This is a genomic window from Azospirillum brasilense, from assembly GCF_008365405.1.
Taxonomy (GTDB): Bacteria; Pseudomonadota; Alphaproteobacteria; order Azospirillales; family Azospirillaceae; genus Azospirillum; species Azospirillum brasilense_D.
The window spans coordinates 469,612-495,022 of record NZ_QOKV01000002.1 but is presented as its reverse complement, the minus strand read 5'-3'; the positions used below and the strand labels follow the sequence as shown (position 1 = coordinate 495,022).

21 protein-coding genes are annotated in these 25,411 nt (G+C 69.1%); 9 read left to right on the top strand and 12 right to left on the bottom strand.

Translation table 11 applies throughout. The features are described 5' to 3' along the window. Positions 1 to 28: 28 nt before the first annotated feature. Together DS837_RS06505 and DS837_RS06500 are read left to right on the top strand one after the other, a co-directional pair. Complete coding sequence (locus tag DS837_RS06505) at positions 29 to 2,170, top strand: adenylate/guanylate cyclase domain-containing protein (protein WP_149163974.1); 2,142 nt, start codon at positions 29 to 31, stop codon at positions 2,168 to 2,170. 15 nt (positions 2,171 to 2,185) lie between these two features. After that, positions 2,186 to 3,226 (top strand): TRAP transporter substrate-binding protein, encoded by a 1,041-nt coding sequence (locus DS837_RS06500; RefSeq protein WP_149163973.1) that lies wholly within the window; start codon positions 2,186 to 2,188, stop codon positions 3,224 to 3,226. 22 nt (positions 3,227 to 3,248) lie between these two features. On the opposite strand, the gene DS837_RS06495 is transcribed toward DS837_RS06500, so the two are convergent. Together DS837_RS06495 and DS837_RS06490 are read right to left on the bottom strand one after the other, a co-directional pair. Continuing rightward, positions 3,249 to 3,881 carry a hypothetical protein gene (locus tag DS837_RS06495; RefSeq protein WP_345772111.1) on the bottom strand — a complete coding sequence of 211 codons (633 nt, stop codon included), beginning with the start codon at positions 3,879 to 3,881 and terminating at the stop codon, positions 3,249 to 3,251. A 60-nt stretch (positions 3,882 to 3,941) separates the two neighbouring features. Next, positions 3,942 to 4,808, bottom strand: a complete 867-nt coding sequence (locus DS837_RS06490) for a helix-turn-helix domain-containing protein (RefSeq protein WP_247889800.1) — start codon at positions 4,806 to 4,808, stop codon at positions 3,942 to 3,944. Between the two features lie 773 nt (positions 4,809 to 5,581). On the opposite strand from DS837_RS06490, the gene DS837_RS06485 reads away from it, so the two are divergent. After that, entirely contained in the window at positions 5,582 to 6,829 is a 1,248-nt protein-coding gene (locus DS837_RS06485; RefSeq protein ID WP_149163970.1) for a plasmid replication protein, read from the top strand. Positions 6,830 to 6,849: 20 nt separating this feature from the next. Here the strand turns inward: DS837_RS06485 and DS837_RS06480 are convergent, their stop codons facing one another. From DS837_RS06480 to DS837_RS06470, 3 genes are all read right to left on the bottom strand, one after another. Next, a complete protein-coding gene (locus tag DS837_RS06480) occupies positions 6,850 to 7,305 on the bottom strand; it encodes a MarR family winged helix-turn-helix transcriptional regulator (RefSeq protein WP_149163969.1) in 456 nt (151 codons plus the stop codon). A 114-nt stretch (positions 7,306 to 7,419) separates the two neighbouring features. Next, positions 7,420 to 7,839: an organic hydroperoxide resistance protein gene (locus tag DS837_RS06475; RefSeq protein WP_149163968.1), complete on the bottom strand. Its 420-nt coding sequence runs from the start codon at positions 7,837 to 7,839 to the stop codon at positions 7,420 to 7,422. A gap of 182 nt (positions 7,840 to 8,021) precedes the next feature. Further along, entirely contained in the window at positions 8,022 to 8,699 is a 678-nt protein-coding gene (locus DS837_RS06470) for a lysozyme inhibitor LprI family protein (RefSeq protein WP_149163967.1), read from the bottom strand. Between the two features lie 433 nt (positions 8,700 to 9,132). Between DS837_RS06470 and DS837_RS06465 the strand changes: the two genes are divergently transcribed. The 3 genes from DS837_RS06465 to DS837_RS06455 all read left to right on the top strand — a co-directional run bounded on the left by DS837_RS06465 (position 9,133) and on the right by DS837_RS06455 (position 13,873). Next, positions 9,133 to 9,315, top strand: coding sequence for a hypothetical protein (locus DS837_RS06465; protein ID WP_149163966.1), 183 nt, complete (start codon positions 9,133 to 9,135; stop codon positions 9,313 to 9,315). 156 nt (positions 9,316 to 9,471) lie between these two features. Continuing rightward, the gene (locus tag DS837_RS06460) at positions 9,472 to 10,539 is read left to right on the top strand and encodes an HD domain-containing phosphohydrolase (RefSeq protein WP_149163965.1); all 1,068 of its coding nucleotides are present in this window, start codon (positions 9,472 to 9,474) and stop codon (positions 10,537 to 10,539) included. A gap of 103 nt (positions 10,540 to 10,642) precedes the next feature. Further along, positions 10,643 to 13,873: a PAS domain S-box protein gene (locus DS837_RS06455; RefSeq protein WP_247889799.1), complete on the top strand. Its 3,231-nt coding sequence runs from the start codon at positions 10,643 to 10,645 to the stop codon at positions 13,871 to 13,873. Positions 13,874 to 13,909: 36 nt separating this feature from the next. Here the strand turns inward: DS837_RS06455 and DS837_RS06450 are convergent, their stop codons facing one another. Genes DS837_RS06450 through proV form a run of 3 tightly spaced genes read right to left on the bottom strand, consistent with a single transcriptional unit; the run spans position 13,910 to position 16,985 of the window. Continuing rightward, entirely contained in the window at positions 13,910 to 14,806 is an 897-nt protein-coding gene (locus tag DS837_RS06450; RefSeq protein ID WP_247889798.1) for a glycine betaine ABC transporter substrate-binding protein, read from the bottom strand. Positions 14,807 to 14,847: 41 nt separating this feature from the next. Next, the gene (locus DS837_RS06445) at positions 14,848 to 15,786 is read right to left on the bottom strand and encodes an ABC transporter permease (protein ID WP_149163963.1); all 939 of its coding nucleotides are present in this window, start codon (positions 15,784 to 15,786) and stop codon (positions 14,848 to 14,850) included. 2 nt (positions 15,787 to 15,788) lie between these two features. Further along, positions 15,789 to 16,985 carry a glycine betaine/L-proline ABC transporter ATP-binding protein ProV gene (gene proV / locus DS837_RS06440; protein WP_149163962.1) on the bottom strand — a complete coding sequence of 399 codons (1,197 nt, stop codon included), beginning with the start codon at positions 16,983 to 16,985 and terminating at the stop codon, positions 15,789 to 15,791. A 731-nt stretch (positions 16,986 to 17,716) separates the two neighbouring features. Here proV and DS837_RS06435 point away from each other — a divergent pair. After that, the gene (locus tag DS837_RS06435; protein WP_149163961.1) at positions 17,717 to 19,756 is read left to right on the top strand and encodes a M3 family metallopeptidase; all 2,040 of its coding nucleotides are present in this window, start codon (positions 17,717 to 17,719) and stop codon (positions 19,754 to 19,756) included. Between the two features lie 90 nt (positions 19,757 to 19,846). Then, a complete protein-coding gene (locus DS837_RS06430) occupies positions 19,847 to 20,422 on the top strand; it encodes a HutD/Ves family protein (RefSeq protein WP_211102112.1) in 576 nt (191 codons plus the stop codon). A gap of 18 nt (positions 20,423 to 20,440) precedes the next feature. Here the strand turns inward: DS837_RS06430 and DS837_RS06425 are convergent, their stop codons facing one another. The 4 genes from DS837_RS06425 to hutG form a co-directional block, all read right to left on the bottom strand. After that, positions 20,441 to 21,052 carry an MliC family protein gene (locus tag DS837_RS06425; protein WP_149163960.1) on the bottom strand — a complete coding sequence of 204 codons (612 nt, stop codon included), beginning with the start codon at positions 21,050 to 21,052 and terminating at the stop codon, positions 20,441 to 20,443. 241 nt (positions 21,053 to 21,293) lie between these two features. Next, positions 21,294 to 22,082 (bottom strand): IclR family transcriptional regulator, encoded by a 789-nt coding sequence (locus DS837_RS06420; RefSeq protein ID WP_149163959.1) that lies wholly within the window; start codon positions 22,080 to 22,082, stop codon positions 21,294 to 21,296. Beyond that, a complete protein-coding gene (locus tag DS837_RS06415) occupies positions 22,079 to 23,515 on the bottom strand; it encodes a formimidoylglutamate deiminase (RefSeq protein WP_282187559.1) in 1,437 nt (478 codons plus the stop codon). The genes DS837_RS06420 and DS837_RS06415 overlap by 4 nt, the downstream gene beginning before the upstream one ends. Further along, on the bottom strand, positions 23,515 to 24,315 hold the full coding sequence (gene hutG, locus DS837_RS06410) for an N-formylglutamate deformylase (RefSeq protein WP_149163957.1): 801 nt from the start codon (positions 24,313 to 24,315) through the stop codon (positions 23,515 to 23,517). Before hutG ends, DS837_RS06415 begins: the two co-directional genes overlap by 1 nt. Before the next feature lie 288 nt (positions 24,316 to 24,603). Here hutG and DS837_RS06400 point away from each other — a divergent pair, with 288 nt between their 5' ends. Next, complete coding sequence (locus DS837_RS06400; protein WP_149163955.1) at positions 24,604 to 25,401, top strand: transporter substrate-binding domain-containing protein; 798 nt, start codon at positions 24,604 to 24,606, stop codon at positions 25,399 to 25,401. Positions 25,402 to 25,411: the final 10 nt, after the last annotated feature.

Genomic DNA, 25,411 nt, shown 5'->3' with positions numbered 1-25,411 from the left:
GCCCCTTTGGCCCACCGGAGACCGCCCGATGTTCCAAACGCCGTACCGGATACGCCTGCGCGCGGGAATCGCGCTGGCCTTCCTGCTGACGACGGTGCCGCTGATCGCGGTGATGCTCAGCTACCTCTACCACGAGAACTCCCGCAGCGCGCTGGAGGTGGCGTCGCAGTCCATCGCGCGCACCACCCAGACGGTCACCAACGACCTGAACGGGCTGGTCAGCCCGGTGGCCCGCGTCGCCGAGGCGATGGCCGGGTTCGGGCGGATCGACCGGAACGGGCTGCGCCGCATCGAATCGCTGCGCTACTTCTCCGACGCCTTGGCCAGCCTGCCGCAGCTCGCCTCGCTCTATGTCGGATTCGCCGGGGACGGCGCCTTCTTCCAGATGGCCCGGCTGGCCCCCGACGGCGGGCGTTTCGGCCCCGCCGCACCGCCGCCGGGCAGCGCGCTCGCCCTGCGCATGCAGGATTCCAGTTCGGGCCGGTTCACCGACTCCTACTTCTATCTGCGCTCCTGGGGGCAGGTCACCGGCGTGGAGCGGGTGGAGGCGACGGAGGATCCGCGCGTCGCCCCGTGGTACGTGGCGGCGCAGAAGGCCGGGTCGGCGGTGATGTCCGACGCCTTCGTCCTGCCGGCGACCCGGCGCCCGGTGGTCACCGTCTCCTACCGGATGGCCACCGACGACGGGGTGCCCATCGGCACCATCGGGGCCGACGTCTCGCTGGACCGGCTGGCGGCCCGGCTGGACGCCCTGCGCATCGGACCGTCCGGGGCGGTGTTCGTGATCGACGGCGACGGGCGGGTGATCTGCCACAACCGGGCCGACCTGCTGGTCGGCGGCGACGGTGCTGCGGCGGCGCTCCACACCACCGCATCCTTCCCCGACCCGGTGGTGGCCGAAGCGGTGGAGCGCCGCCGCGACGGCGCCGGCGACCGCTTCATCGCACCGTTGGGGCCGATGGGCCGCGACTACATCGTCGAGTTCGCGACCCTGACCGACGGGATCGGCGGCGGCTGGACCGTCGGCGTGGCGGTGGAGGTGGACGAGTTCGTCGGCTCGCTGCGCCGCGCCACCTACCGCATCGTCGTGATCGGCGCCGGGCTGCTGGCGGTGTCGGTCCTGCTGCTGCTCTGGCTGTCGCACCGGCTGACCCGCCCGATGCAGGACATCGTGTCGGAGACCAAGCGCATCCGCCATTTCGACCTCAACGGCCGCTTCGCCGTCCGCACCCGCGTGCAGGAGCTGGCGGAGCTGGCCGGCGCCGTGGAGGCCATGAAGGGCGGCCTGCGCCGCTTCGGCGCCTATGTCCCCAAGGCGCTGGTGCGCGACATCATCGTGACCGGCGACGGCGGCGAGCTGGGCGGCGAGACGCGCCCCCTCAGCATCCTGTTCAGCGACATCGCCGGCTTCACCGCGACCAGCGAAGCCATGCCGCCGCAGCAGGTGCTGGACCGGCTGACCACCTATTTCGAGCGGATGACCGCCTGCATCCACGGCCATGGCGGCACCGTGGACAAGTTCATCGGCGACGCCATCATGGCCTTCTGGAACGCGCCGCGACCCGACCCGGACCATGCGGAGCACGCCTGCCTCGCGGCACTCGGCTGCCTGTCGGTCAACCGCGCCATCAACGACGCCTGCCTCGCCGCCGGCATGCCGCCGATGCCGACCCGCTTCGGCCTGCATCTGGGCGAGGTGGTGGTGGGCAACGTCGGCTCCTCCGACCGCATGCAGTACACCGCGCTCGGCTCCCATGTGAACCTCGCCTCGCGGATCGAGGGGCTGAACAAGGTCTACGGCACCAGCATCCTGGTCACCGGGGCGGTCGAGCACGCGGTGCGCGGGCGCTTCCTGTTCCGGCCCGTCGATCTGGCCGTGCCCTCGGGCCTGTCGGCGCCGATCGAGCTGTTCGAGCTGGTCGGCGCGCTCGACCCGCATTCGGCCTTCGCCCGTTCGCCGGAGACCCACGACCTGTGCCGCCAGTGGCACGTCGCCGTCTCGCTCTACCGCGGCCGGCGCTGGTCGGCCGCGCTCGACCTGCTGCGGCCCCTGGCCGACGAGCCGGAGGTGGCGGCGCTGGCCCGGCTCTACGTCGCGCGCTGCGAGCGGCTGATCGCCGACCCGCCCGGCGACGGCTGGGACCCCGCCGAGCATTTCAAGACCAAGTAGCCAGAAGAGGACGCGATGAAACGCAGATGGACGGCGCGGCTGTTGGCCGCCTGCACGGTACTGGCGCTGGCGCTCGCCGCCGCCGGAGTGTCCGCCGAGACGGTCATCAAGCTGGCCCACCCCAACCGCAACGACGCCTTCGACAACACCGCCGGGGCGATGGCGATCGTCTTCAAGAACCATGTGGAAGTGGCGACCGAGAAGCGCGTGCGCGTGGAGATCTTTCCCGAAGGCCAGATGGGCCGCGACGGCGACGCGGTGAAGCTGGTCCGCCAGGGGACCATCCAGTCGGCCATCTCCTCGGTCGGCGGGGTGGCGCCGCTCTACCCGATGCTGGCGGTCATCGACCTGCCCTTCGCCTATTCCTCGGTCGCCAACGCCTACGACGTCTTCGACGGCCCCTTCGGCCACCGGCTGGCCGAGGAGATCCGGCGCAAGGCGGGCCTCGCCGTGCTGGGCTTCGGCGATCCGGGCGGGCTGTTCACCATCACCAACTCCAAGCGTCCGATCCGTCTGCCGGAGGACATGAAGGGGCTGAAGATCCGCACCATGGATCTGGAGACGCACCGCACCATGATCGGCAGCCTGGGCGGCACGCCGGTCAACGTCGCCTGGTCGGACCTCTACAACGCGCTGGGCACCGGCGCGGTGGACGGCCAGATGAATCCGGTGCCGATCGTCCGCTTCGCCCGCTTCGACGAGGTGCAGCGCCATCTGACGCTGAGCAACCACCTGTTCCTCCCCTATGTCTGGGTGATGAACGCCAAGTTCCTGGACGACCTCGCCCCCAGCGACCGCGCGGCCGTGATGAACGGCGCCCGATTGGGCGTCGTCGCCAGCCGCGGCCTCAGCCGCCTGATCGAATCCTCGGATCGCGGCCTGCCGCCGCTGGCGCAGCGCATGGAGGTCCACACGCTGACCCCGCGCGAGGCGGAGGCGTTTCGCAAGGTCTCCCAACCCGCAGTGCGGGAGGCCATCGAGCGGCGGTTCGGTGCCGAGGGGGTGGAGATGCTGGCCGCCTTCGAACGGGCGATCCGCGAGGAGCGGACGCCGTAGGCGGTGCAGCCGGGCGGTCGGCTCATCCCATCCGCCGGACCGCTCCCCCGGCCAGCGCGCGCAGCCGTCCGGCGCGGCCGTGGCCCGTCCCCTCGCCCGCCCCGTCTCCGGGCGCGCTTCCCGCCGCCGCGATCACCGACAGGCGTCGCGCCAGCGCCCATTCCGGCGCGCAGGCCTCCTCGCACAGCGCCCGCATCTCCGCGATGGACGGGCGCCATTTCTGCGTCCGACGCCAGGTCCGCGCCGCCGCGTCGACCGCCCAGGCCGGGAACTCGCCGAGATCCTCCGCCCAGTCGAGCGCGACCAGATGCTCCACCTCCGGCGCGGTTCCCTTGGCCGGATAGTGGCTGAGCAGGGCCAGGATGCGGGCCAGCAGATGGTCCGGCGTCGCCGGAGCCAGGATGGAGCCGGTCAGCTCGTCGAGCGCGCGCCGCGCCATCAGGGCCTGTTGGCCGGTCACTCCGTCGGGCGGGCTCCAGTCCTCCGTCACCCCGTCGAAACCGCGGTCGCCGAAGCGCGGCCGGCGCTCCACCCGTCCGGAGGCGAGGATGGTCCGGAGCGGCACCGGCAGCGCCGACGCCAGCGCCAGACCGCGCTCATGGGCAGGGGCGGCGGGATCGAAGGGAAGCGGCGGACGGGACGGCAAATGGGTCACGACCGAAGGGTTCACCCCCCCGGGCGGGACGGATCGCGGTTGTGCGGTCATGGTGTTTCCTCACCTCCAGACGTTCGGGTGGGCTTGCGGGGTGGCGCCATGAACAGCGCCATGAGTGGCGTTGAGCTTCGCCGCGGCGGCCATCCAGGCGCCGAGCTTCTGTTCGGGAACCGGCGTGGCGGTTGCCGCCCTTGCGGTGGCCGAGCGGCTTGGCGATCGGAGCAGCGGCGCCTTGCCGGCGGCGGCGTCCTGCGCCAGCCAAGCTTTCCAGGCGGCCCCAGCATCGCGATAGCGGTAGCCGTGGGCTTGGCAGCGCAGCCGGAATCCTTCGGCGTGTCGGTTCAGATCGACCTCGGCGAAGCGGCTTTCCGCCCAGGCGCGCTCCTCGGCGTCGGGCATCCAACCGTCCGGCACGGCCTGCGCGAGCCCGCGCGAAGCGTGTGAGTCCAGAGTCTGTTCAGATTCCGGCTGTTTCTGTCGCACCGGCGCACAAGGGGAGTCGGCGGGAGCGACATCCTTGACCGGCGTCTGCACAGGGGGCTTTCCGGTCCGTCCAGTCTCCGCATCGGCTGCGGGTATCGCTCCTTCGCCGGGGACCAGCCGCAGCCGGTACAGGCAGGACAAGCGTCCGCCCGAGGCGGAGCGGCGGGACTCCCTCCCGATCACCCCGGATTCGGCGAGATGGCCGAGGATGCGGTTCACCGTGCTGCGGCTGCGCTTCAGCGCGGTGGCGAGAGTCGCCTGGGACGGCCAGCACTCGCCGCGGGCGTTGGCGTAGGTCGCCAGCGCCGCCAAAACGGCCAAACCGTCGGCGTCGATGGCGGGGTGGCCGAGCCACCAAGCCGGAATCCGGCCCCATCGCCCGGTGTCGGCGGGCGGGCCGTCATCTGGTGGGGCGTCCATCGGTGTGTCGTCGCGGGGTGTCATGCTGCGGTCTCCGCAAGGCTGTCGGGACCGGCTCCGCACGGAAGGCGGGCCGGTGGCTTTGCGGATCAGGATTCCCAGCGGCGCACGGTTCTTCAAACCGCGGGCAATCACTCTATAGCCGGGCATGGAGCGGTAACCCGCGCCATTGAAGCCCTGGCCCGCGCTCCTGGAGCCATTGCCCGCCGTCATGGAGCGATTGCCCGCGCTTCATCACCGAATCGGAATCCTGGAGTGGAAGCCCGCGCCCTTGGAGCGATAGCCCGCGCCTCTGGAGGCCCAGCTATTGGAGCCATAGGCCGCGGCTGACGCTGGAGTATGGAGCAACAGCCCGCGTTTCGGCGGAGGCACATCCCCCTCCACACTCTTCACCATGGAGTGATTACCCGCGGACATGGAGCGATAGCTCGCGCTCTGCCGTGTTCACCCGTCCTGGCTGGTCATCCGGCGGCGAGCACCGTATGGAGCTTTTGCTCGCGCTTTGCCGGTCCGACCCTTGGAGTTCCGACTCGCGGGCAGACTCGCGGTCATGGAGTGATAGCCCGCACCCTCGCCCCCGCCGATGCGAAGCGATTCGCATCGGATGGTGGAGTCGCCCGCAGAGTCGAAGGATCTCAGCGCCGTGCCGGAAAAGCGCGGGCTGTTGCTCCATACCTGCGGGTTATCGCTCCATAGACGCGGGCAAAGGCTCCATACCGAAGGAGGTCGCCCGTCACGAAGCGGTTGTCAGCGCCCGCCCGCCGCCGCATGGTCATAGCCGGGCAAGGAGGGATTGGATGAGCAAGATCGCGACACCCGGCGCGCTGCAACTGGTTCTGTTCGAGCTGGAGGACCGCTCCCAGTCGCACCTGATCGCGCTGTACGATCTGGCGCCGCGCTACGTCTTCGCCTCGCGCGACGGCGGACGGTCCGCGGAGACCGCGCCGGCGAAGGGCAATTTCGTCGCGTCGATCAAGCGCGAGTTCACCTATCACGGCAGCACCTTCCATCTGACCATCCAGCCCGCCCGTCTGACCAAGATGGTCAACCGCGACCAAGTCAGCCGCGACATGACCAACCGCGACGACGGGCCCGCCCAAGCCGACGGCCAGACCGAGATCGAATACGAGGTCTTTCCCGCCGAGCGCGAGCAGGTGGTGGAGCATGTGGTGCGCCGCCTCGCCATGGACCGCTCGCGCCTGTCGCTGGGCGGCGAGAACCGCGACAAGGTCCAGATGCGCTTCACCCTCTACGAGATCCAGCGCGAGCTGAAGGCGGTCGGCCACACCCTGTCGATCCGCGACATTCGCGAAGCGCTGACCATCCTGGCGCGCTCGCGCATCATCATCGGCAAGCCGGCGGAGGGGGTGAAGAAGGGCCGCGGGGCCAACCTGCTGGAGTCCACGGCCTTCCCGGTGCTGGCCATCCGCTCCCGTCCCGACCTGATCGGCGACGAGGGGGGCGACGAGGAAACCCACCTGCAGTTCAACCCGCTGGTTTCCTCGGCCATCCGGAACCTGGAGTTCAAACCGGTCAGCTACCAATGGCTGATGCGGCTGAAAAGCCCGGTTTCCCGCTGGCTCTACAACCGTCTCAGCGCCGAGTACGACTATTCGGGGGCGGAGGTGCCGGGTGATCTGGGCGCCAAGGCGATGACCCTGTCGGCGGACGAGATCATCAAGAACAGCGGCATGAATGTGTGGAGCCGCCGCCGCGACACGCTGCGCGCGGTGACCGCCGCGGTGGACGCGCTGGTCGAGGAAGGAATCCTGACCAGCGCGGAGAAGCTCTACGACAAGGTGGGCGCCCGCATCGAGGGGATCACCTACGTAATGCTGCCCAGCGCCAAGTTCCTGGCCCAGGTGCGCAAAGCGCAGGCGGTGGAGAGCGCCAACGTGGCGGCCATGCGGGCGATCACCGGCGACGACCGCCGGCCCACGGACTTCGTGCCGGTCACCCCTGCGGCGACCGTGGAGACCCGCGCCCGCCGCGCCAAGCGGCTGACCGAGGAAACGCCGCGTCTGCCGATGGCCGAGGCCGGCTGACCGATCCCCCGCCGCCGGCCTCAGTCCCGGTCGGCGGCGTCGTTCAGCGAGTCGCGCAAGCTCAGGAGCGCGTCGCGCAGGCCGGCTAGGTCGGGGAGCGGGCAGTTGGCCGCCGCCGCGATGCGCTCCGGCAGCGCCGTCGCACGCTCCCGCAGAGCGGTCCCTTGGGGTGTCAGGTGGATGCGCACCAGCCGCTCGTCCGCCGGGTCGCGCCCGCGGGTGACCAGCCCCTGCCCTTCCAGCCGCTTCAGCAGCGGGGTCAGCGTGCCGCTGTCGAGCAGCAGCCGCTCCCCCAGCGCCTTCATGGTCTGGCCGTCCTGTTCCCAGAGGAGGAGCATGACCAGATACTGCGGGTAGGTCAGCTCCAGCGCTTCCAGCAGCGGGCGGTACACCCGCGTCATCGCCAGATTCGCCGAATAGAGGGCGAAGCAGGCCTGATTGGCCAGAAGCAGCGGGTTGTCGTTCTCGGTGCTCATCGTTCGGGGGTTCCCAGCCAGGGACACGTCGCGGGCCTGTTGCGCGCGACCCCATAGCGCATGGGGATATGGCACGCAACACGCCCGCAAGCATGAAACCCTGTTATACGCCCGTTACGCGATGGCGGTGTTCACCGCGATGTTGCCCTTGGTCGCGTGGCTGTAGGGGCAGACCTTGTGGGCGCGGGCCACCAGATCCTCGGCCGCCGCCTTGTCCAGGCCGGGCAGCGACACGGTGAGGTCCACCGCGATGCCGAATCCCTCGCCGTCGTCGCGCGGGCCGATGCCGACCTGGGCGCTCACCGTCACGTCCGCCGGAACGGTGATCTTGTCGCGGTTGCCCACGAACTTCATGGCGCCGAGGAAGCAGGCGGAATAGCCGGCGGCGAACAGCTGCTCGGGGTTGGTGGCGCCGCCCTTGCCGCCCAGTTCCTTCGGAGCGGCCAGCGCCACCGACAGCAGGCCGTCGTCGGTCTCCGCCTTGCCGTCACGCCCGCCGGTGGCCGTCGCCTTGGTCGTGTAGAGGATCTTCATTGCGTGAACTCCTTTGAACAGATGGATCGTTTCGATCGGGGAAGCGGGTTGCCGCTTGTTGTCGAGGAGAACCATCGCGCAAAATCGAATTGCGCACAATGCATTTGATTATGCGTTATTGAATTGTGCGCAATGCATCTTCGGAATGGTGCCGAGGCACGCGCTTCGCAAGGCGGCGCGGATCAGGGAGCGCGCCGGTAGGTCCAGATGAAGCTGCCGTTGTGGCCGCACCAGTAGCCGCTGGCGGCCCGGTTGGGCTCCAGGTCGGGGATGACGACCCCGCCGTCCTTGGCGGCGACCAGAATCAGGCCGCCGCCCTCCGCGTCGGGGGTGCCGACGATCAGCCGTTCTTGGTCGTCCAGCCGCCCGATGCCGGAAAAGTCGCACACCCAGCGTCCGGCCGTGGGCTCGGCGCCGCTGACGCTGACGGCGACCGTCCCGTTGCGCAGGGCGATGGCGGCAACGCTGATGAAGCCCTCATGGTCGAAGCGGCCCACATAGCGTCCAGCGGGCGACGGGGTGGCCGGATCGCTGCGGAAGGACAGGACGGCCAAACGTCCATCATAGGCGCGGCGCAGGCAAGCCGCGTCGGCACGGCAGGAGTCGCGGTCGCGCAGCCATGCCCGCTGGTCGGCTTTCACCGCGGCTCCGGCGGCGCCCTCCTCCGGGCTGGCGCCCGACAGGCGCTCCAGGGCCGCGCGGTAGGTTGCGGCCAGCTTTTCGTCCAACGCGGAGAGCGCCGGATCGGCGCAGATCGCCTTTTCCGTCGGGGTGGTGGCCTTGGAGCACGGAAAGCTCGCCGCAGTGGCGGCGATCGGCAGTGCAAGAAGGCCAAGGGTGAGCAGCGCTGGGCGGAGCATGCGGAATCCCCTTCCACGGTCGGGCTTTAACTCTGCCGTGGTGGCGGAGTGTGGTCAAGCCGCCCTCCGAGGGACGCCTCCGGCCTGGTGTCTTCCCGGCACGCTGGAAAGGCAGAAGATCCACGCTTCGCAGCGCTGCGGAAGTCCCCATCGTCATAGCGCTGCGATGAACTCTTTTAACAGCGCTGCGAAGACTTGTGTTGCTGAAAGATGATGCGCCGTTTTCTTCCATGTTGTGCGCTGCATCATAGTAATGGAAGCCATGCGTTATCGGCGCGTTGGCTTTCGCGACGGCGGTGCCATTATATCCAGGCAGGCAGCACCGCCCCTCCGCCGGCATCGCGCAGGCCCCTTCCACGGCCAGCCGCCGACCCCGGCGCCCGAGCGGCACCGCCAGAGACATTCCCATCGAACCGCGGCCTTCGAGGCCGCCATGAGGACAGCCATGAACGCCGACAGCTTTGCGAACCCCTTGTCGTCCACGGAACTGCGCAACATCCGCCGCCAGGCGGAAGCCCTGCGGGCCGCCTATCTGCGCAGCCTGTTCCGCCGTTTGGCCGCGGCCTTCAACCGTCCGGGCGCTGCGGCCAACGGCGGTCTGACCGCCGCCCGCTGAGGCGCGTCCGACGCGGTAGGCTCCCTGCACGCGGCCGGACAGTCCAGCCGCGACCTTCTCGCCCGCATATCGCCAATTTTAGCAAGAATCTTTAAGATTTTGCCGTGTATCATTTCCGAATGATACACGAAGTGGTGGTCTGGGGCGGGCGTAAAAATGCAGGTTGTAATCGTCGATGACGATCCGTCCACGCTGTTCATCACCAGCGCAGTCATCCGGCGGATCGACGACGCGGAGCCCATCGGCATGGGCAGCCCGCTGGAGGCTCTGGACTGGCTGGCCGTCAACACGCCCGACCTGATCCTGATCGACCATGTCATGCCGGATCTCGACGGCATGGTCGTGCTGGAGCGCATCCGCGCCCAGAGGCATCTCGCCGACGTTCCAGTGGTGATGATCACCGCCGACACGTCGGTGAAGCTGCGGGTGGCCGCCCTCGAAAGCGGCTGTACCGATTTCCTGACCAAGCCCATCGTCGTGCCGGAGCTGCTCGCCCGGGCGCAGAACCTGCTGCGCCTGCGGCTGGGCCAGCGGATGATGCGCGATCAGGCCACCGTGCTGCGCAGCCGGGTGGAGGAGGCGACCTTCCAGCTCCGCCGGCAGGCGCAGGAGCTGGTGGCCCGCCTCGCCCGGGCCGCCGAGTACCGCGACCCGGAGACCGGCCTGCACATCGAGCGGATGGCGAACTACTCGCGCGTCATCGCCGGAAGCCTCGGGCTGGATCCCGACGATTGCGCCCGGCTGGCCGAGGCCGCGCCGATGCACGACATCGGCAAGATCGGCATTCCCGACGCCATCCTGTTGAAGCCCGGCCGCCTGACCGACGTTGAAATGCGGGTGATGCGCGAGCATCCGGCGATCGGCCACGCCGTGCTGCAGGGAAGCGAGCACCCGCTCATTTGCGAGGCCGCGGAAATCGCGCTGGGCCATCACGAGAAGTACGACGGCACCGGTTATCCCAAGGGCCTGCGGGGGGAGGAGATTCCGCTGGCCTGCCGCATCGTCTCCATCGCCGACGTCTTCGACGCGCTGACCACCGCCCGCCCCTACAAGCGGCCCTGGCCGCTCGACACCGCGAAGGCCTACATCGTCGAGCGCAGCGGCAGCCATTTCGACCCGGTCTGCGTCGACGCCTTCCTGCGCGCCTGGACGTCGATCCTCGCCATTCACGACGCCCATCCCGACCCGGATTTCACCGGGGCGGACGGCGCCGCGTTCCGCTAGACGGAAGGACGCGATGCCGGACACGCCCACTTCCCTTTCCTTGCCCGAGCACGGCCACCGGGCCTACGCGTTCCGATCCAGGGCGCTGGTTTCCGGGGTGTGGATGGCCACGCTCCTGCTGACCGCGGCGGCCTGGACCGCGGCCCTTTACCTGACGGAGCGCGACCAGCGTGACGCGCTGCAGCGGGCCGAGCGCGACACCGGGAATCTGGCGCACATCATCGCGGAACAGACCACGCGGGCCATCGCCGGGACCGACCGCATCCTGTCCTTCATCGGCTACGATCTGTACCGGCTGGGCAGCCAGAGCCCGCTGCTGCGCGACGTGATGCGGAACGCGACGCTGGATTCCGACCTGCTGCTCCAACTCGCCTATGCGGACGGCAAGGGCGACCTGATCCAGACCAGCGTGGACAACGCCCCGGCCAAGGTGAATCTTGCCGACCGCGAGCATTTCCGCGTGCACAAGGAAGGAACGGTCCAGGGGCTATTCATCAGCCGGCCCGTCTTCGGGCGGGCGTCGGGCAAATGGTCGATCCAGCTCAGCCGCAAGGTCGACGCCCCGGACGGCGGGTTCGGCGGGATGATCGTCGCCTCGCTCGACCCCTTCTATTTCGGGCGTACCTTCGACAATCTGGATGTCGGCCATGACGGCGTCATCTCGATCATCGGCCGCGACGGCGTTCTGCGCGCACGCAGCGTCATGGACGACCGCATCATCGGATTGGCTCTCGGCATGTCGCCGATCCTCCGGCAGGCGCAGGAAAAAACGCAAGGCTTCCTCCGTTCGGTCAGTCCCGTCGACGGGGTGGCCCGCCTGACCAGCTTCCGCAGCCTTCCGCACTACCCGCTGATCGTCAGCGCGGGCTTCGGCGAGGCGGAGTTCATGGCCGAAACCTGGGCGCGGCAGCGCGCCTACTCCGTCGGGGCCGGCCTGACCACCGCGCTACTGCTCGTCCTGGCCGCCCTGGTGACGTGGCAGAGCCGCGCCCAGGAGCGATCCCATGCCACACTGGACGAGGCGGCGCGGCATCTGCGCGCCAGCAAGACGAAGCTGCGCGACATCGCGGAGACGGCGTCCGACTGGTTCTGGGAGATGGACGCCGATCTGTGCTTTGCCGGCGTGTCCGGCGCCTACGCCGGCTCAATCCGCGATCCGGAGCTGTACCACGGTCGGCGCTGCGAGGACATCGCCCAGCGCGAAGCCGGCGACGGTGTCCATTGGGAGGAACACCGCCGCACCGTGGAGGACCGGCAGCCCTTCCGCGATTTCGAATTCGCGGTCCGCGGACCGGACGGCGACACCCGCATCTGGTCGCTCAGCGGCAAGCCCGTCTTCGACGACCAGGGCGCCTTCGCCGGTTACCGCGGCTCCGGCTCCGACGTGACGGAACGCCGGCGGGCGGAACGGTCGCTGAGCGACAGCGAGCGGCGCTACCGCGCCATGTTCGCCGCGGTCGGGCAGCCCATCGTCGTCACCGACCAGAACGCCGTGATCACCGGCTTCAACCCGGCGGCGGAGGCCCTCTTCGGTTTCCACGAGGCGGAGATGATCGGGCGGAGCGTCACCGCCCTGATGCCGGACGGGCAGGCCGGCAACCATGACCGCCTGTTCCGGGATTACCAGTCCAGTGGCCGGGACAGCCCGAGCGGCATGATCCGCGAGGTCCCGGTCCGGCGCGCCGACGGCACGCTGGTGCCCACCGAGATCGCCCTGTCGAGCTGGCGGGCCGGTGGGCGGGAGCATTTCATCGGCGTCTTCCACGACCTGTCCAAGGCCAAGCAGATCGAGGCCGACCTGCGCCGCGCCCGCGACAGCGCCGAACACGCCAACCGGATGAAGAGCGAGTTTCTGGCGACCATCAGCCACGAGATCCGCACGCCGATGAACGGCGTCCTGGGCACGCTGACCCTGCTGGACGACGACGGGCTGAAACCGGAGGAGCGGCGTCTGGCCGGCGTCGCCCGCCGTTCGGCGGAAAGCCTGCTGCGGCTGCTCGACGACATCCTGGACTTCTCAAAGCTGGAGGCCGGGCGGATCGCCATCGAGGAGGAGACCTGCGCGCCCGCCGACCTCGCGGAGGCGGTGATGGCGGTGTTCAATCCGTCGGCGACGGACAAGGGGCTGACCCTGTCCTGCCACATGCTGCCCGGCGTGCCGGAGGCGGTGGTCACCGATCCGGCCCGCCTGCGGCAGATCCTGTTCAATCTGGTCGGCAACGCGGTGAAGTTCACCGGTAGCGGCCATGTGGCCGTGCGCGCCCGCCGCGGCACCGACCTGCCGGACGGGCGCTTCCTTCTGGAATTCGAGGTGGAGGACAGCGGCATCGGCATCGCCGCCGAATCCATCCCGTCGCTGTTCGACCGCTTCACCCAGGCCGACAGCTCCATCACCCGCCGCTACGGCGGCACCGGTCTGGGGCTGGCGATCTGCAAGGAACTGTGCGGGCTGCTCGGCGGGACGATTTCCGTCTCCAGCGCGCCGGGCATGGGAAGCCTGTTCCAATTCTCGGTCGCCTGTGCGCCGGGCGATCCGGCGACGCTGCGCCACGCCGCGGAGCCACCGCCATCCGCCCCCCTGCCCCCTTTGCGGGTTCTGGCGGTGGACGACAACGCGGTGAACCGGGACATCGTGCGCGGCCTGCTGGTGCGCGGCGGGCACAGCGTGGTCACCGCCGCGGACGGGGACGAGGCGGTGCGGACCGTGGAGCGGTCGGAGGAGCCCTTCGACGTTGTCCTGATGGATGTTCAGATGCCGGGCATGGACGGGCTGACCGCCACCCGCCTGATCCGCGCCTTGCCGGCGCCGCGCAACGGGGTGCCGGTGATCGCGCTGACCGCCCACGCCTCGGGCAGTTCGCTTCCGGAATGCATGGCGTCGGGCATGAACGGGTTCGTGCCGAAGCCCTTGCGTCCGGCGGCGCTCGACGCGGCGATCCGCGCGGTCATCGACAGTTCGGCTGACAAGGCGGTTGACGAGCCGGTTGACGAGGCGGTTCGGGAAAGCGCTCCGGTGGCGGAGTTGCTGGACCGTGAACAGGTGGACAGCGTGGCCGACGCGCTCGGTCCGGAGTTCTGGTCCGAGGCCTTGGAGGGCTTTTCCCGCACCGCGCGGGAGCAGGTGGCGCAGATCAGCACCGCCCTGGCCGCCGGTGACGAGCACCGCCGCGCCGCCCACACGCTCAAGGGGCTGTCCTGGAACATGGGGGCGAAGCGGCTGGGCGACCTCGCGCTGGCGCTGGAAAGGGCGCCACCAGACGAGGCCCTGGCCCTGGCCGGAAGCCTGGAAGGCGTGCTGAAGGACAGCGTCGAGGCATTGTCCGGACCCTTGTGAGGGTAAGGGCAGTGCCTCGGGCCTGTCCCGGCCTCGTCAGGAGGCGGGCATCTCGCCGGTCACCCAATAGTCCACGCGCTGCTTGTTGTTGGCGATGTAGGTGTCGATCGCCTTCTCATAGGAGGTGCCGTCGGCCTCCAGCATGATCGCCTCCAGATCCTCCAGCGGCAGATACATGCGAGTCAGGAACTCGGCGACCTTGGGGTGATCCTGGTAGAAGCTCTTGCGGGCCATGACGTGGACCCGCTCCAGCCCGCCCAGCGAGCCCTTCGGGTCCTCCAGGTAGCGCAGCTTCCACTTCGCGAACATCCAATGCGGGCTCCAGGCGGTGACGGCGACCCACTCGTCACGCTTCACGGCGCGGCCGAGGGCGGCGGTCATCGCGGCGCCGCTGGCCGACACCAGCTCGTAGTCGTTCAGACCGTAGTCCTTCAGCGCCTTCTCCGACGCCTGCATCAGGCCCGAACCGGGGTCGATGCCCTGGATCTTGCCCTTCAGCTTTTCCCGGATTTCCGGCTTGGCGAGGTCGGCGATGGTCTTCACCTGATCCTCCGGCACATAGTCCGGCACGGCCCAGCCCAGGCGGGCGCGGGTGTAGAGCATGCCCAGCGGCACGATGTCCTTGCCCACCTTGTCCAGGTAGGAGGCGTGGGTGGTCGGCAGCCAGGACATCATCATGAAGTCGAGGTCGCCCTTGGCCAGCCCCTGATACTGCAGGCCGATGTCGGCCAGCACCAGCTCGACCGGCTGATCCAGCCGTTCCTGGATGAGGCGCTGCGCGAGCTTGGTCACCGCCTCGGCGTCGGACCAGGCGGTCCAGCCGATGCGGACCGGCTTCTTATCCTCCGCGGCGAAACCGGCGGAGGACAGGGCGGTGCTGCCGATCACGGCGGCGACGCCGAGGGCCATCATCTTCAGAAACGTGCGTCTCATGCAAAAAATCCTTTGTTTTGTATGGTCTTGGGGATGGCGGTTCATCCCGCTTCCGTGACTCCGTGCGTGGGAGACAGGTGTGCGTCGTCCTTCGGCTGCGCCGCGCGGCGGCGGCTCAGCAGGGAGCGCAAGGCGGACCGGGGGGAGCGTCCCCCCGCGTCCGGGGTTCCGAAACTCTGGGTGATGCGGTCGAGCAGGATCGCCAGGATCACCACGGCCAGCCCGCCCTCGACGCCGAGGCCGATGTCCAGCCGCTGGATGCCGCGCAGCACCTCGTTGCCGACGCCGCCCGCCCCGATCATCGAGGCGATGACGACCATCGACAGCGACAGCATGATGGTCTGGTTGATGCCCGCCATGATCGACGGCAGCGCGGTCGGCATCTGCACCTTGAACAGGAGCTGGCGCGGCGTGCAGCCGAAGGCGAGGCCGGCCTCGACCAGCTCGTGCGGGACCTGCCGGATGCCCAGGCTGGTCAGGCGGACGACCGGCGGCATGGCGAAGATGATCGTCGCGATGATCCCCGGCACGCGGCCCAGCCCGAACAGCATGGCCGCCGGGATCAGATAGACGAAGGCCGGCATGGTCTGCATCAGGTCGAGCGCCGGGCGCACCACCGTTTCCACCCGGTCGTTGCGCGCGGCGACGATGCCCAGCGGAACGCCGATGGTCAGGGCGATGGCGGTCGCCGTCAGCACCAGCGCCAGCGTGTCCACCGTCTGGTGCCACATGCCCAGCCCGGCGACGACGAACAGGGCGGCCGCGGCGAACAGCGCGAAGCGCCAGCCGTTCCGCCACAGCCCGATCAGCACCACGATGGCGGCCAGCCCCACGCCGGGCAGCGAGGTCAGGGCGGCCTGCACGCCGTCGGCGACCGCGCCGACCACGAGGTCGATGCCGTCGAACAGCCATTGCGCGTGGTCCAGCAGGAACATCACGGCGGCGTCGGCCCAATCGCCGATGGGAAGCTTGAATTCCATGGTCAGCGCGTCCGTCCAAGGGTTTCCAGATAGGCGGTCTTGGAGATCGCCCCGACATAGGCGCCCTGCCCGTCCACCACCGGCAGCGGGCACGGGGCCGACGCGATGCGCGGCAGCACCTCGTCCATGGGCAGGTCGACGGGAAGCGGCTCGATGCCCGGCAGCAGCGCCTCGTCCAGCGTGGCGGAGCCGTTGTGCCGCTCGATGGCGGAGACCAGGGTCTCCACCGACACCACGCCGTGGAAGCGGCGGCGCCCGTCCTGCACATAGCCGAACTCGCGGTCGCGCTCGCGCAGCTGGCGGACGGCGGCGCGCGGGCCCTCGCCGGTGTGGCGGATCAGCGTCACCTGATCGCGCCGGGCGATGTCGCCCGCCGTCAGGATCTTGGTGACGTCGATGTTGCGGAAGAAGGAGCGGACGTAATCGTTGGCCGGCTGTTTCAGAATTTCGTCCGGGCGCCCGACCTGGATGATCTGGCCGCCTTCCATGATCGCCAGCCGGTCGCCGATGCGGATCGCCTCGTCCAGATCGTGGCTGATGAAGACGATGGTGCGCTGCCGTTCGGCCTGAAGGCGCAGCAGCTCGTCCTGCATCTCCGTCCGGATCAGCGGGTCGAGGGCCGAGAAGGCTTCGTCCATCAGCAGGACGGACGGCTCGTTGGCGAGCGCGCGGGCCAGGCCGACGCGCTGCTGCATGCCGCCCGACAGCTCCCGCGGGAAGCTTTCCGCGTAGGCGCCGAGGCCGACCGCGTCCAGCGCCTGCTGCGCCTTGTCGCGCCGCGCCTTCAGGCTTTCCCCGGCGATCTCCAGCCCGAAGGCGGCGTTCTCCCACACCCGCAGGTGCGGCAGCAGGGCGAAGGACTGGAACACCATGCCCAGGTCGCGCCGCCGCAGTTCGGTCAGCTCGGCGCGCGACAGCTTGGTGATGTCCCGCCCGTCGATCCGGATCTCGCCCGCGGTCGGGTCGATCAGCCGGTTGAGCATGCGGACCAGCGTCGATTTGCCGGAGCCCGACAGGCCCATGATGACGAAGATTTCACCGGCCTCGACCTCGAATGTGGCGTCGAGGACGCCAATGGTCTGTCCGGTTCTTTTAAAGATCTCTTCCTTGGAAAGACCCGCCTTCAGCAGGTCGAGCGCCTGACGGGGGTGGCGCCCGAAAATCCGGGTGACGCCGTTTACGGCGATTTTCGCGGTCATCCGCTGATGCCTCCGCTCTTGGCAAAATGCGTGTGGTTCCGGAGCCCGAACGGGACCGGTCCGTCTTGCAGCCTTCATTGGAAGCAGGGGGAAGCAGGGGCGTGCCGGGGGTGGAGAGGCACGCAAGGCAAGGACTTTCGTCCGTACGCCAGCAATTTTGACAGCCGCGTCGCGACTGCCTCCCGCCAACCACAGGGAAAGTAAAACTACATGAGAAAACGCAGAAACAGCGAAGACTCATGAAATTGAAGGCTATATGAACAAGAAAACAGATTTATCTATGCGTGCATACCGATGTCACCTCTGAAACAGACTGGGGTTGTAGGGAAGTGCGCACACGGAATGGCGCTCCTGAAGCGCGTTCAAGAGAGCAATTCCTGGCCGCCACTGACAAGAGGCTAACAAACTTTAGGAGAGATTTGAAGCCTTTTTATGTCTTGGTTGGATATGGCACCGGATCAATGTCGTCCAACCGTGAGATTGAAGGCTTATTGTCCTAATTTTTGGCTTTTTCCCTCTCCCGCCCCGGGAGAGGGTGCCCGCGCAAGCGGGCGGGTGAGGGGCGTCCGAGGATCAAGCGCCGATCGTTGGCGGCACCCTCACCCTTCCCTCTCCCGGGGCGGGAGAGGGATTTTCAAAAGCGCCCTGCGGCGACCGGCGTGTTGTGGCGGAGGGCCGGTTGCGGCACCATGTTCGGCATGTCTTCCGTTTCCGGTCAGCAAGGGGCCTTGATGAGCAACCCGTTCTTCGAAACCTGGACCACGCCCTTCGGCCTGCCGCCCTTCGACCGCATCCAGGCCGAGCATTTTCCGCCCGCCTTCGACCATGGCATGGCGGAGAGCATCGCGGAGATCGCGGCGATCACTGGAAACCCCGACACCCCCACCTTCGCCAACACCATCGAGGCGATGGAGCGTGGCGGGCGCTTCCTGAACCGGGTCGGCGGCGTGTTCTGGAACCTGAACTCCAGCAACACCACCGACGCGCTGGAGACCATCGCCCGCGACTACGCGCCGAAATTCGCCCAGCACTCCATGCGCATCGCGCTGGACCCGGCGCTGTTCGCCCGCGTCGCCGACCTCTACGAGCGGCGCAATACGCTGGACCTCGCCCCCGACCAGCTGCGCCTGCTGGAGCGCCAGCATCTCGGTTTCGTGCGCAGCGGCGCGCTGCTGCCGCCGGACGCCAAGGCGCGGATGACCGCGATCACCGAGCGGCTGGCGACCCTGCACACGCTGTTTGGCCAGAACGTGCTGCACGACGAGAAGGACTGGCAGCTCGTGCTGGAGGAGAGCGACCTCGCCGGCCTGCCGGACTTCGCGCGCAACGCCGCCGCCCAGGCCGCCAAGGAGCGCGGGCAGGAGGGTAAATACGTCATCACGCTGGCCCGCTCCTCGGTCGAGCCGTTCCTGACCTTCTCGGCCCGCCGCGACCTGCGTCAGGTGGCCTACGAAGCCTGGATTCGCCGCGGCGAGCATGAGGGCGAGCACGACAACCGCCCGCTGATCCGGGAGATCGTCGCGCTGCGCACCGAGCAGGCGAAGCTGCTGGGCTACGCCAGCTACGCCGACTTCAAGCTGGACGACAGCATGGCGAAGGACACCTCCGCCGTCGAACGGCTGCTGCTGCAGGTCTGGGGACCGGCCAAGGAGAAGGCCGCCGCCGAGCGCGCGGAGCTTCAGGACTGCGCGCGGGCGGAGGGCATGAACGAGCCCATCGCCCCCTGGGACTGGCGCTATTACGCGGAGAAGGTGCGGCAGGCCAAGTACGACATCGACGAAGCGGAGGTGAAGCCCTACTTCGTGCTGGAGAACATGGTCCGCGCGGCCTTCGACACCGCCGGGCGGCTGTTTGGGCTGACCTTCACCGAGCGCCCCGACCTGCCGGTCTACCACCCCGACGTCCGTGTCTACGAGGTGACGGAAAAGGACGGACGGCATGTCGGCATCTTCCTGCACGACAACTTCGCCCGGTCGTCCAAGCGGTCCGGCGCCTGGATGAGCAGCTACCGCGACCAGGAGAGTTTCGACGGGGCGGTGTCGCCGATCATCGTCAACAACAACAATTTCTCGAAGGGTGAGCCGACGCTGCTCAGCTTCGACGACGCCGAGACGCTGTTCCACGAGTTCGGCCATTTCCTGCACGGCTGCCTCAGCGACGTCCGCTACCCCAGCCAGTCCGGCACCTCGGTCCGCCGCGACTTCGTGGAGTTGCCGTCGCAGATCTACGAGCACTGGCTGTCGGTTCCGGAAACGCTGTCCACCTACGCCCGCCATCACCGGACCGGGGAGCCGATCCCGCAGGACCTGCTGCGCCGCCTGCTCGCCGCCCGCAACTTCAACCAGGGTTTCGGCACCGTGGAATACACTGCCGCGGCGCTGCTCGATCTGGAGTTCCACACCCGGAGCGACGCCGCCGACACGGACGTGGCCGCCTTCGAGCGGTCGGTGCTGGACAAGATCGGCATGCCGGCGGAAATCGCCGTGCGCCACCGCCCGACCCATTTCCAGCATCTGTTCGCCGGCAGCGGCTACGCCGCGGGCTACTACGCCTATCTGTGGGCCGAGGTGCTCGACGCCGACGGGTTCGAGGCGTTCCTGGAGGCGGGCAACCCCTTCGATCCGGACCTTGCGGCGAAGCTGAAGACGATCTATTCGTCGGGCGACACCCGCGACCCGATGGAGCTGTACACCGCCTTCCGCGGACGCGAGCCGCGCATCGAGGCGCTTCTCAAGCACCGGGGCCTGACCCAGTCGCTCGGGGACGCCTGACGCACCGCCCATCGGCGACGCACACACGATCACGAGGACAAGGGACGGGGGGCTGGGCCGGACGCCCTCCCCCGTCCCGCGAGGATTCTTATGGCTGTTTCTCTTCTCGACCCCGCCCGTTACCGCCGCATGCCCTGGAAGAACGGCGGCGGAACGACCACTGAAATCGCCCTCCAGGAGCTGCCCGGCGCCCCCGGCCGCTTCCTGTGGCGGGTCAGCATCGCCGACGTGGCGGAGGCCGGCCCCTTTTCGGCCTTCACCGGCTACGAGCGGCTGATCGCCGTGGTCGAGGGGGCCGGCATGCGGCTGACCGTGGACGGCGTCCCGGCGACCGTGACCAACCGCGCCGCCCCCTTCCGCTTCTCCGGCGATGCCGTGGTGGATTGCGCCCTGCTGGACGGGCCGATCCGCGACTTCAACCTGATCTTCGACCGCGAGCGGGCCGACGCCCGGCTCGACATCCTGCCGGCCGACAAGGCGGCGGACATCCCGGCCGGTGGCATGGCGCTGGTCCATGCGCTGGACGGCGAGGTGATCCTGCGCACCGGCGACAGCGTGGCGCGGGTGTCGCCGGGCTGGACGGCCCGTCTGGATGGCACCGCCGCCACGCTGGAGACCGGGCCGGGGGCCTGCGCCGTCCTCGCCCGCGTCGCGGCGCGCGGGTAAAGGACCCCGCATGAGGGGTTACGGCGCCTTCCGGCAGGTCATCTCCGGAGCGCCGTAGCCCCAGGTCACCCGCGCTTCGCCCTGATGCTCCCAGAAGCTTTCGTTGCGGCCCTGGTAGCGGGCGCCGGACGCCGCCGGCTGTCCGACCATCAGCGACACGGCGTCGCCGCGCTCGGCGATCATCGTCGGCGGGTCGGTTTCGAAGAAGGTGGCGGTCAGCTCGTTGGCCGCCTGTCCGTCACAGGCGAAGCGGACCGGGCCGATGGCGCGCACCAGCCGGTACTTGGCCTGAAGCTCGGCAATGCGCAGGCGGTATTGCTCCTCCACGCAGGCGCGGCGGTCGTCGGCCTTCCAGCAGTCGTCCCGGCCTTTGATCCAGCCGCGCTGCTCCGCCTTCAGTGCCGGGGGATGCTCGTTCGCCGCCTTGCCGGTGGCTTCGCCATAGACCTCGGCCAGCTTGCGGTCGAGCGCCGACAGAGCGGCGTCGGTGCAGACCATCTGCTCGATGCTGCCCGTGTCCACCTTGGCGCAGGAGAAGGAGGGGCCGGCGGATTCTGCGGCGAGGGCGGTGCCTCCCCATGCAACCGCCGCCACAAGGGCGATCCACAGGGCGTTGCGATGCGCGCACATGGGGCCTCTCCCGTCCGTTTCTCAGGGCTCGGCCAGCATGCCGCGTTCCACGCCGCGGGGAAAGGCATCCCCTCTCCCGTCCCGGGAGAGGGAAGGGGCCCACGCGGAGCGTGGGAAGGGTGAGGGTGGCGGCAACGGGCAGGTGCTTGCCTCGGACGACCCTCACCCGCCCGCTCTCGCGGGCACCCTCTCCCGGGGCGGGAGAGGGGATGGCGGCCAAGCGCGACCGCCCCTCCCCATTTCAGCCGCGCGGCAGATAGCCGAGCTGGTGCGAGATCGCGTCGGCCGTCTCCACCACCTTGGTCCGCAAATGGTCGAGCGTGGCGGGCTGGTCCATCACGGCGCTGGGGCCGGAGAGGTTGATGGCCGCGATGACCTCACCCCGGTGGTCGCGGATGGCCGCCGCAATGGCGACGATCCCCGACACGAAGGAGGAGCGGTTCATCGTCCAGCCGCGCTTGCGGTCCTCCGCCACCTCCTGGATCAGCGAGGTCAGCGTGACCGCCGTGGTGTCGCTGTAGCGGTCCAGCCGCACGCCGGTGTAGAGCTGCGCGACGGCCTCGTCGGTGAGGCCGCTCAGCAGCATCCGCCCCATCGCGGTGGCGTGGGCCGGCAGGCGGTAGCCGACCGCGATGTTGCTGGACAGCGTCATGTGCGAGTGCGCGCGGTAGACGTAGACCACCTCCGTCCCGTCGCGCACCGCCATGTGGGCGGAGATCTGGGTGCTGTCGCGCAGCCCGTCGATGTAGGGGATCGCCACCTCGATCCCGTCCAGCCCCGACAGGTAATGGTAGCCGAGCTGCATCGACCGCGGCGCCAGGCGGTAGGACTTGCCGTCCCCCGCCCGCCCGATGTAGCCGAGATGCTCCAGCGTGAAGACCAGCCGGTAGGCCGATGCCCGTCCGATCCCCAGCGCCTTGGCGATGTCGGTCAGGGACAGCGTCCGGCGCTGCGGGGTGAACAGCTCCAGGATGGCCAGCCCGCGCTGCAGCGCCGGGGCGATGTAGGTGTTCGGATCGGTCTCGCTCATGTGTCCCGGCGCAACCCCTCGATGGCCCGCCGGTAGGCGGCCAGGATGGCGTCCTCCCGGACGTGGCGGCCCTCGCGCACCACGGTCCGCCCCGCCGCGACCACGTCGCGCACGGCGTGCCCGTCGCTGGCGAAGACATAGGCGTCCAGAAGGCTGTCGTCGGTCCGAGAAAGCAGTTTCGGGTTGTCGGCGTCAAGCACGACGAGGTCGGCGGGCTGGCCCACCTGAATACCGCCCCGGATGCCGCCGCCCGTTACCGGCTGGCCCAGCGCCTGCGCGCCGCCGGCCACCGCCGCCCGGTAGAGGCCGCCGCCGATGGACGGGCAATCCCCGATGCGCAGCACGTTGCGCCGCCGCTGCACCAGCCGCTGGCCGTATTCCAGGACGCGCAACTCCTCCGCCGCCGAGACGCTGATGTGGCTGTCCGACCCGATGCCGAACCGCCCATCCCGCGCCAGGAAGGGGATGGCCGGGAACAGCCCATCACCCAGATTGGCCTCGGTCGTCGGGCAGAGACCGGCCACCGCCCCGCTCGCCGCCAGCCCGTCGACCTCCGCCGGGGTCAAATGGGTCGCGTGGACGAGGCACCAGCGCGGCCCGACCGGAGCGTTCTCCAGAAGCCATTCCACCGGGCGCTTGCCGCTCCAGGCGACGCAATCGTCCACCTCCGCCGTCTGCTCGGCGATGTGGATGTGGATCGGCGCGCCGGAATCGAGCGAGTCGAGGCCGGCCAGCGCATCGCGCATCTCCTCCGGCGTCACCGCGCGCAGCGAATGCAGGGCGAGGCCGGCGCGGCGGCCCGCCCGCTCCGCGCCCATCGCCTTCTGCATGGCGGAGACGATGGACAGCAGCCCGTCCACGTCGTTGATGAAGCGTTTCTGGCCGTCGGACGGCGGCTTGCCGCCGAAGCCGCTGTGGGCGTAGAGCACCGGCAGGTGGGTCAGGCCGATCCCCGCCGTATCCGCGGCGGCCAGGATGCGGCGCGACATCTCCGCCCGGTCGGCGTAGGGGCGCCCGTCGGCGTCGTGATGCAGGTAGTGGAACTCCGCCACCGCCGTGTAGCCCTGCTTCGCCATCTCCATGTAGAGCAGCGCCGCGACGGCCTCCGCCGCCTCGGGCGTCATACGGCGGACGAAGCCGTACATGGCCTCGCGCCACGTCCAGAAGCTGTCCTCCGACGGGCCGGCGTGCTCGGTCAGACCGGCCATGGCGCGCTGGAAGGCGTGGCTGTGCAGGTTGGGCATGCCGGGAATCACCGGCCCGGCGGCCTGGGGCAGGCCTTCGGCGGACGCGTCCCGTTCCACCGCCGTCAGCGTGCCCCGCGCGTCGAAGCGCAGCGCCACGTTCGAGGCCCAACCGTCGGGCAGCAGCGCCCGCTCGCAGAACAGTCCGTTCATGCCGTCCCCCATCACGGCGTCCATTGCCGCCTCCATCACGCCCGCTCCTCCGCCCAATCCGCCATGGCCCCGACGAACCGCCGCAGATGAGGACGAATCCGCGCGGCGCGCCTCTCGTCGAAGGCGAAGGGCGCCTCCTCCTCCATGTAGGTCACCTGGGCCATCTCGAGTTGCACGGCGTGCCAGCCCTCGGCCGGGCGCCCGAAATGGCGGGTGATGTGGCCGCCCTTGAAGCGCCCGTTGAGGACATGGGTGAAGCCGTCGGCCCCGGCATCCGTGCCGACCGCGACCAGCCGGTCGCTCAGCGCGGGATTGGCGCTGCGCCCGTCGTTGGTGCCGATGTTCAGGTCGGGCAGCCGACCCTCGAACAGCCGCGGCACGACGGAGCGGATGGAGTGGGCGTCGAACAGCACCGCCCGCCCGAACCGGTCGCGCAGCCGGGTCATCTCCGCGGTGATGGCGTCGTGGTAGGGCACCCAGTAGCGGGCGACCCGCTCGGCCACCTCCGCCGCGTCCGGTTCGGCGCCTGGCTGGTACAGCGGCGCCCCGTCGAACAGGGTGGTCGGGCACAGGCCCGTGGTGGCGCCGCTGTAGAGCGGCGTGTCGTTGCTGGGGCGGTTGAGGTCGACGACGTAGCGCGAGAAACGCGCCTGGATCACCCCGACTCCGAGATCCTCCAGGAAATCGTAGAGCCGCGGCAGGTTCCAGTCGGTGTCGGGCAGGCCCTGCGCCTCCGGCACCAGCCGGCCGACGAATCCGTCCGGCAGCGCCGTGCCGACATGGGGCAGGCTGACCAGCACCGGACGGCGCGCGGCGCGAAACCCGAAGACCTCCATACCCTCTCTCCCCTGCGACATCTGTTTTGTCAGCAAAACTTCTTGCATCCCTGTTGTGGCGCCCACGGCCCTCGCGGGGGTCGCGGTACGCTGCCGCAACACCGGCGTTGCCATAAGGCGTCCGTCATGCTCCAGTATGACAAACGGCGTTGACGCAGCTGTTTTCCCTGGGCAACATATATTTTATAGGCAAAACACGGCGCTGCCAAGCCGGTCGCTGCGCAAGGGGGCTTTCCCCGGCCTTCGGACCCGGCGACGCGGGCGCAATGAACAGGGAAATTCCAAGCCATGAAGTCCTTCGGTAAGTTTCTCGCCGCCGCCTCCTTCGCCGCCGCCGCGGTCGTCACCATGGTCGGGGCCGGGTCCGTCCCGGCGCGCGCCGAGGACGCGGTGATCGCCTCGATCAAGCAGAACGGCACCTTCCGCGTCGGCGTGGACGCCACCTTCGCGCCCTTCGAATTCTCGCAGGACGGCAAGAAGACCGGCTTCGACATCGAGCTGGTCGAGGCCATCGCCAAGGAGCTGGGCGCCACCAAGGGCGTCGAGTGGGTGGACATCGACTTCAAGGGCCTGATTCCCGGCCTGATGGCCAACCGCTTCGACATGATCGCCTCGGCCATGTACATCACGGAGGAGCGCCGCAAGGTCGTCGCCTTCTCCGACACCTACTATCCGGGCGGCCTCGTCATCATGGTCAAGGCGAACAACGCCGCCGTGAAGGGCCCGGCCGACCTCGAAGGCAAGACCGCCGCCGTGCAGATCGGCACCAAGTCGGTCGTCCATCTGAAGGAGCATTTCCCGAAGACCAAGATCGTCGAGGTCGAGACCAACGCCGAGATGTTCGGGCAGGTCGAGACCGGCCGCACCGACGTCGCGGTGACCGGCAAGCCCGCCGCCAAGCTCTACGCCCAGACGCACCCGACCGTGAAGGTGCTGGACGACCAGCTCACCACCGAGGATTACGGCTTCGCCATGCGCAAGGACAACACCGAGCTGGTGACCAAGGTGAACGCCGCCATCGCCAAGCTGAAGGCCGACGGCACCTACCAGAAGCTCGTCGACAAGTGGTTCGAAGCCAAGAAGTGATCGTTTTTTC

Excerpts from the sequence above, each read along its gene's own strand:
- DS837_RS06505 (WP_149163974.1), top strand. The coding sequence starts at position 29 with ATGTTCCAAACGCCGTACCGGATACGCCTGCGCGCGGGAATCGCGCTG.
- DS837_RS06460 (WP_149163965.1), top strand. The coding sequence starts at position 9,472 with ATGCAGGTTGTAATCGTCGATGACGATCCGTCCACGCTGTTCATCACC.
- DS837_RS06400 (WP_149163955.1), top strand. The coding sequence starts at position 24,604 with ATGAAGTCCTTCGGTAAGTTTCTCGCCGCCGCCTCCTTCGCCGCCGCC.
- DS837_RS06490 (WP_247889800.1), bottom strand. The coding sequence starts at position 4,808 with ATGACACCCCGCGACGACACACCGATGGACGCCCCACCAGATGACGGC.
- DS837_RS06475 (WP_149163968.1), bottom strand. The coding sequence starts at position 7,839 with ATGAAGATCCTCTACACGACCAAGGCGACGGCCACCGGCGGGCGTGAC.
- DS837_RS06445 (WP_149163963.1), bottom strand. The coding sequence starts at position 15,786 with ATGGAATTCAAGCTTCCCATCGGCGATTGGGCCGACGCCGCCGTGATG.
- DS837_RS06455 (WP_247889799.1), top strand. The coding sequence starts at position 10,643 with ATGGCCACGCTCCTGCTGACCGCGGCGGCCTGGACCGCGGCCCTTTAC.
- DS837_RS06415 (WP_282187559.1), bottom strand. The coding sequence starts at position 23,515 with ATGGAGGCGGCAATGGACGCCGTGATGGGGGACGGCATGAACGGACTG.
- DS837_RS06435 (WP_149163961.1), top strand. The coding sequence starts at position 17,717 with ATGAGCAACCCGTTCTTCGAAACCTGGACCACGCCCTTCGGCCTGCCG.
- DS837_RS06425 (WP_149163960.1), bottom strand. The coding sequence starts at position 21,052 with ATGTGCGCGCATCGCAACGCCCTGTGGATCGCCCTTGTGGCGGCGGTT.
- DS837_RS06430 (WP_211102112.1), top strand. The coding sequence starts at position 19,847 with ATGGCTGTTTCTCTTCTCGACCCCGCCCGTTACCGCCGCATGCCCTGG.
- DS837_RS06480 (WP_149163969.1), bottom strand. The coding sequence starts at position 7,305 with ATGAGCACCGAGAACGACAACCCGCTGCTTCTGGCCAATCAGGCCTGC.
- proV (WP_149163962.1), bottom strand. The coding sequence starts at position 16,985 with ATGACCGCGAAAATCGCCGTAAACGGCGTCACCCGGATTTTCGGGCGC.
- DS837_RS06470 (WP_149163967.1), bottom strand. The coding sequence starts at position 8,699 with ATGCTCCGCCCAGCGCTGCTCACCCTTGGCCTTCTTGCACTGCCGATC.
- DS837_RS06420 (WP_149163959.1), bottom strand. The coding sequence starts at position 22,082 with ATGAGCGAGACCGATCCGAACACCTACATCGCCCCGGCGCTGCAGCGC.
- hutG (WP_149163957.1), bottom strand. The coding sequence starts at position 24,315 with ATGGAGGTCTTCGGGTTTCGCGCCGCGCGCCGTCCGGTGCTGGTCAGC.
- DS837_RS06450 (WP_247889798.1), bottom strand. The coding sequence starts at position 14,806 with ATGAGACGCACGTTTCTGAAGATGATGGCCCTCGGCGTCGCCGCCGTG.
- DS837_RS06465 (WP_149163966.1), top strand. The coding sequence starts at position 9,133 with ATGAGGACAGCCATGAACGCCGACAGCTTTGCGAACCCCTTGTCGTCC.
- DS837_RS06485 (WP_149163970.1), top strand. The coding sequence starts at position 5,582 with ATGAGCAAGATCGCGACACCCGGCGCGCTGCAACTGGTTCTGTTCGAG.
- DS837_RS06500 (WP_149163973.1), top strand. The coding sequence starts at position 2,186 with ATGAAACGCAGATGGACGGCGCGGCTGTTGGCCGCCTGCACGGTACTG.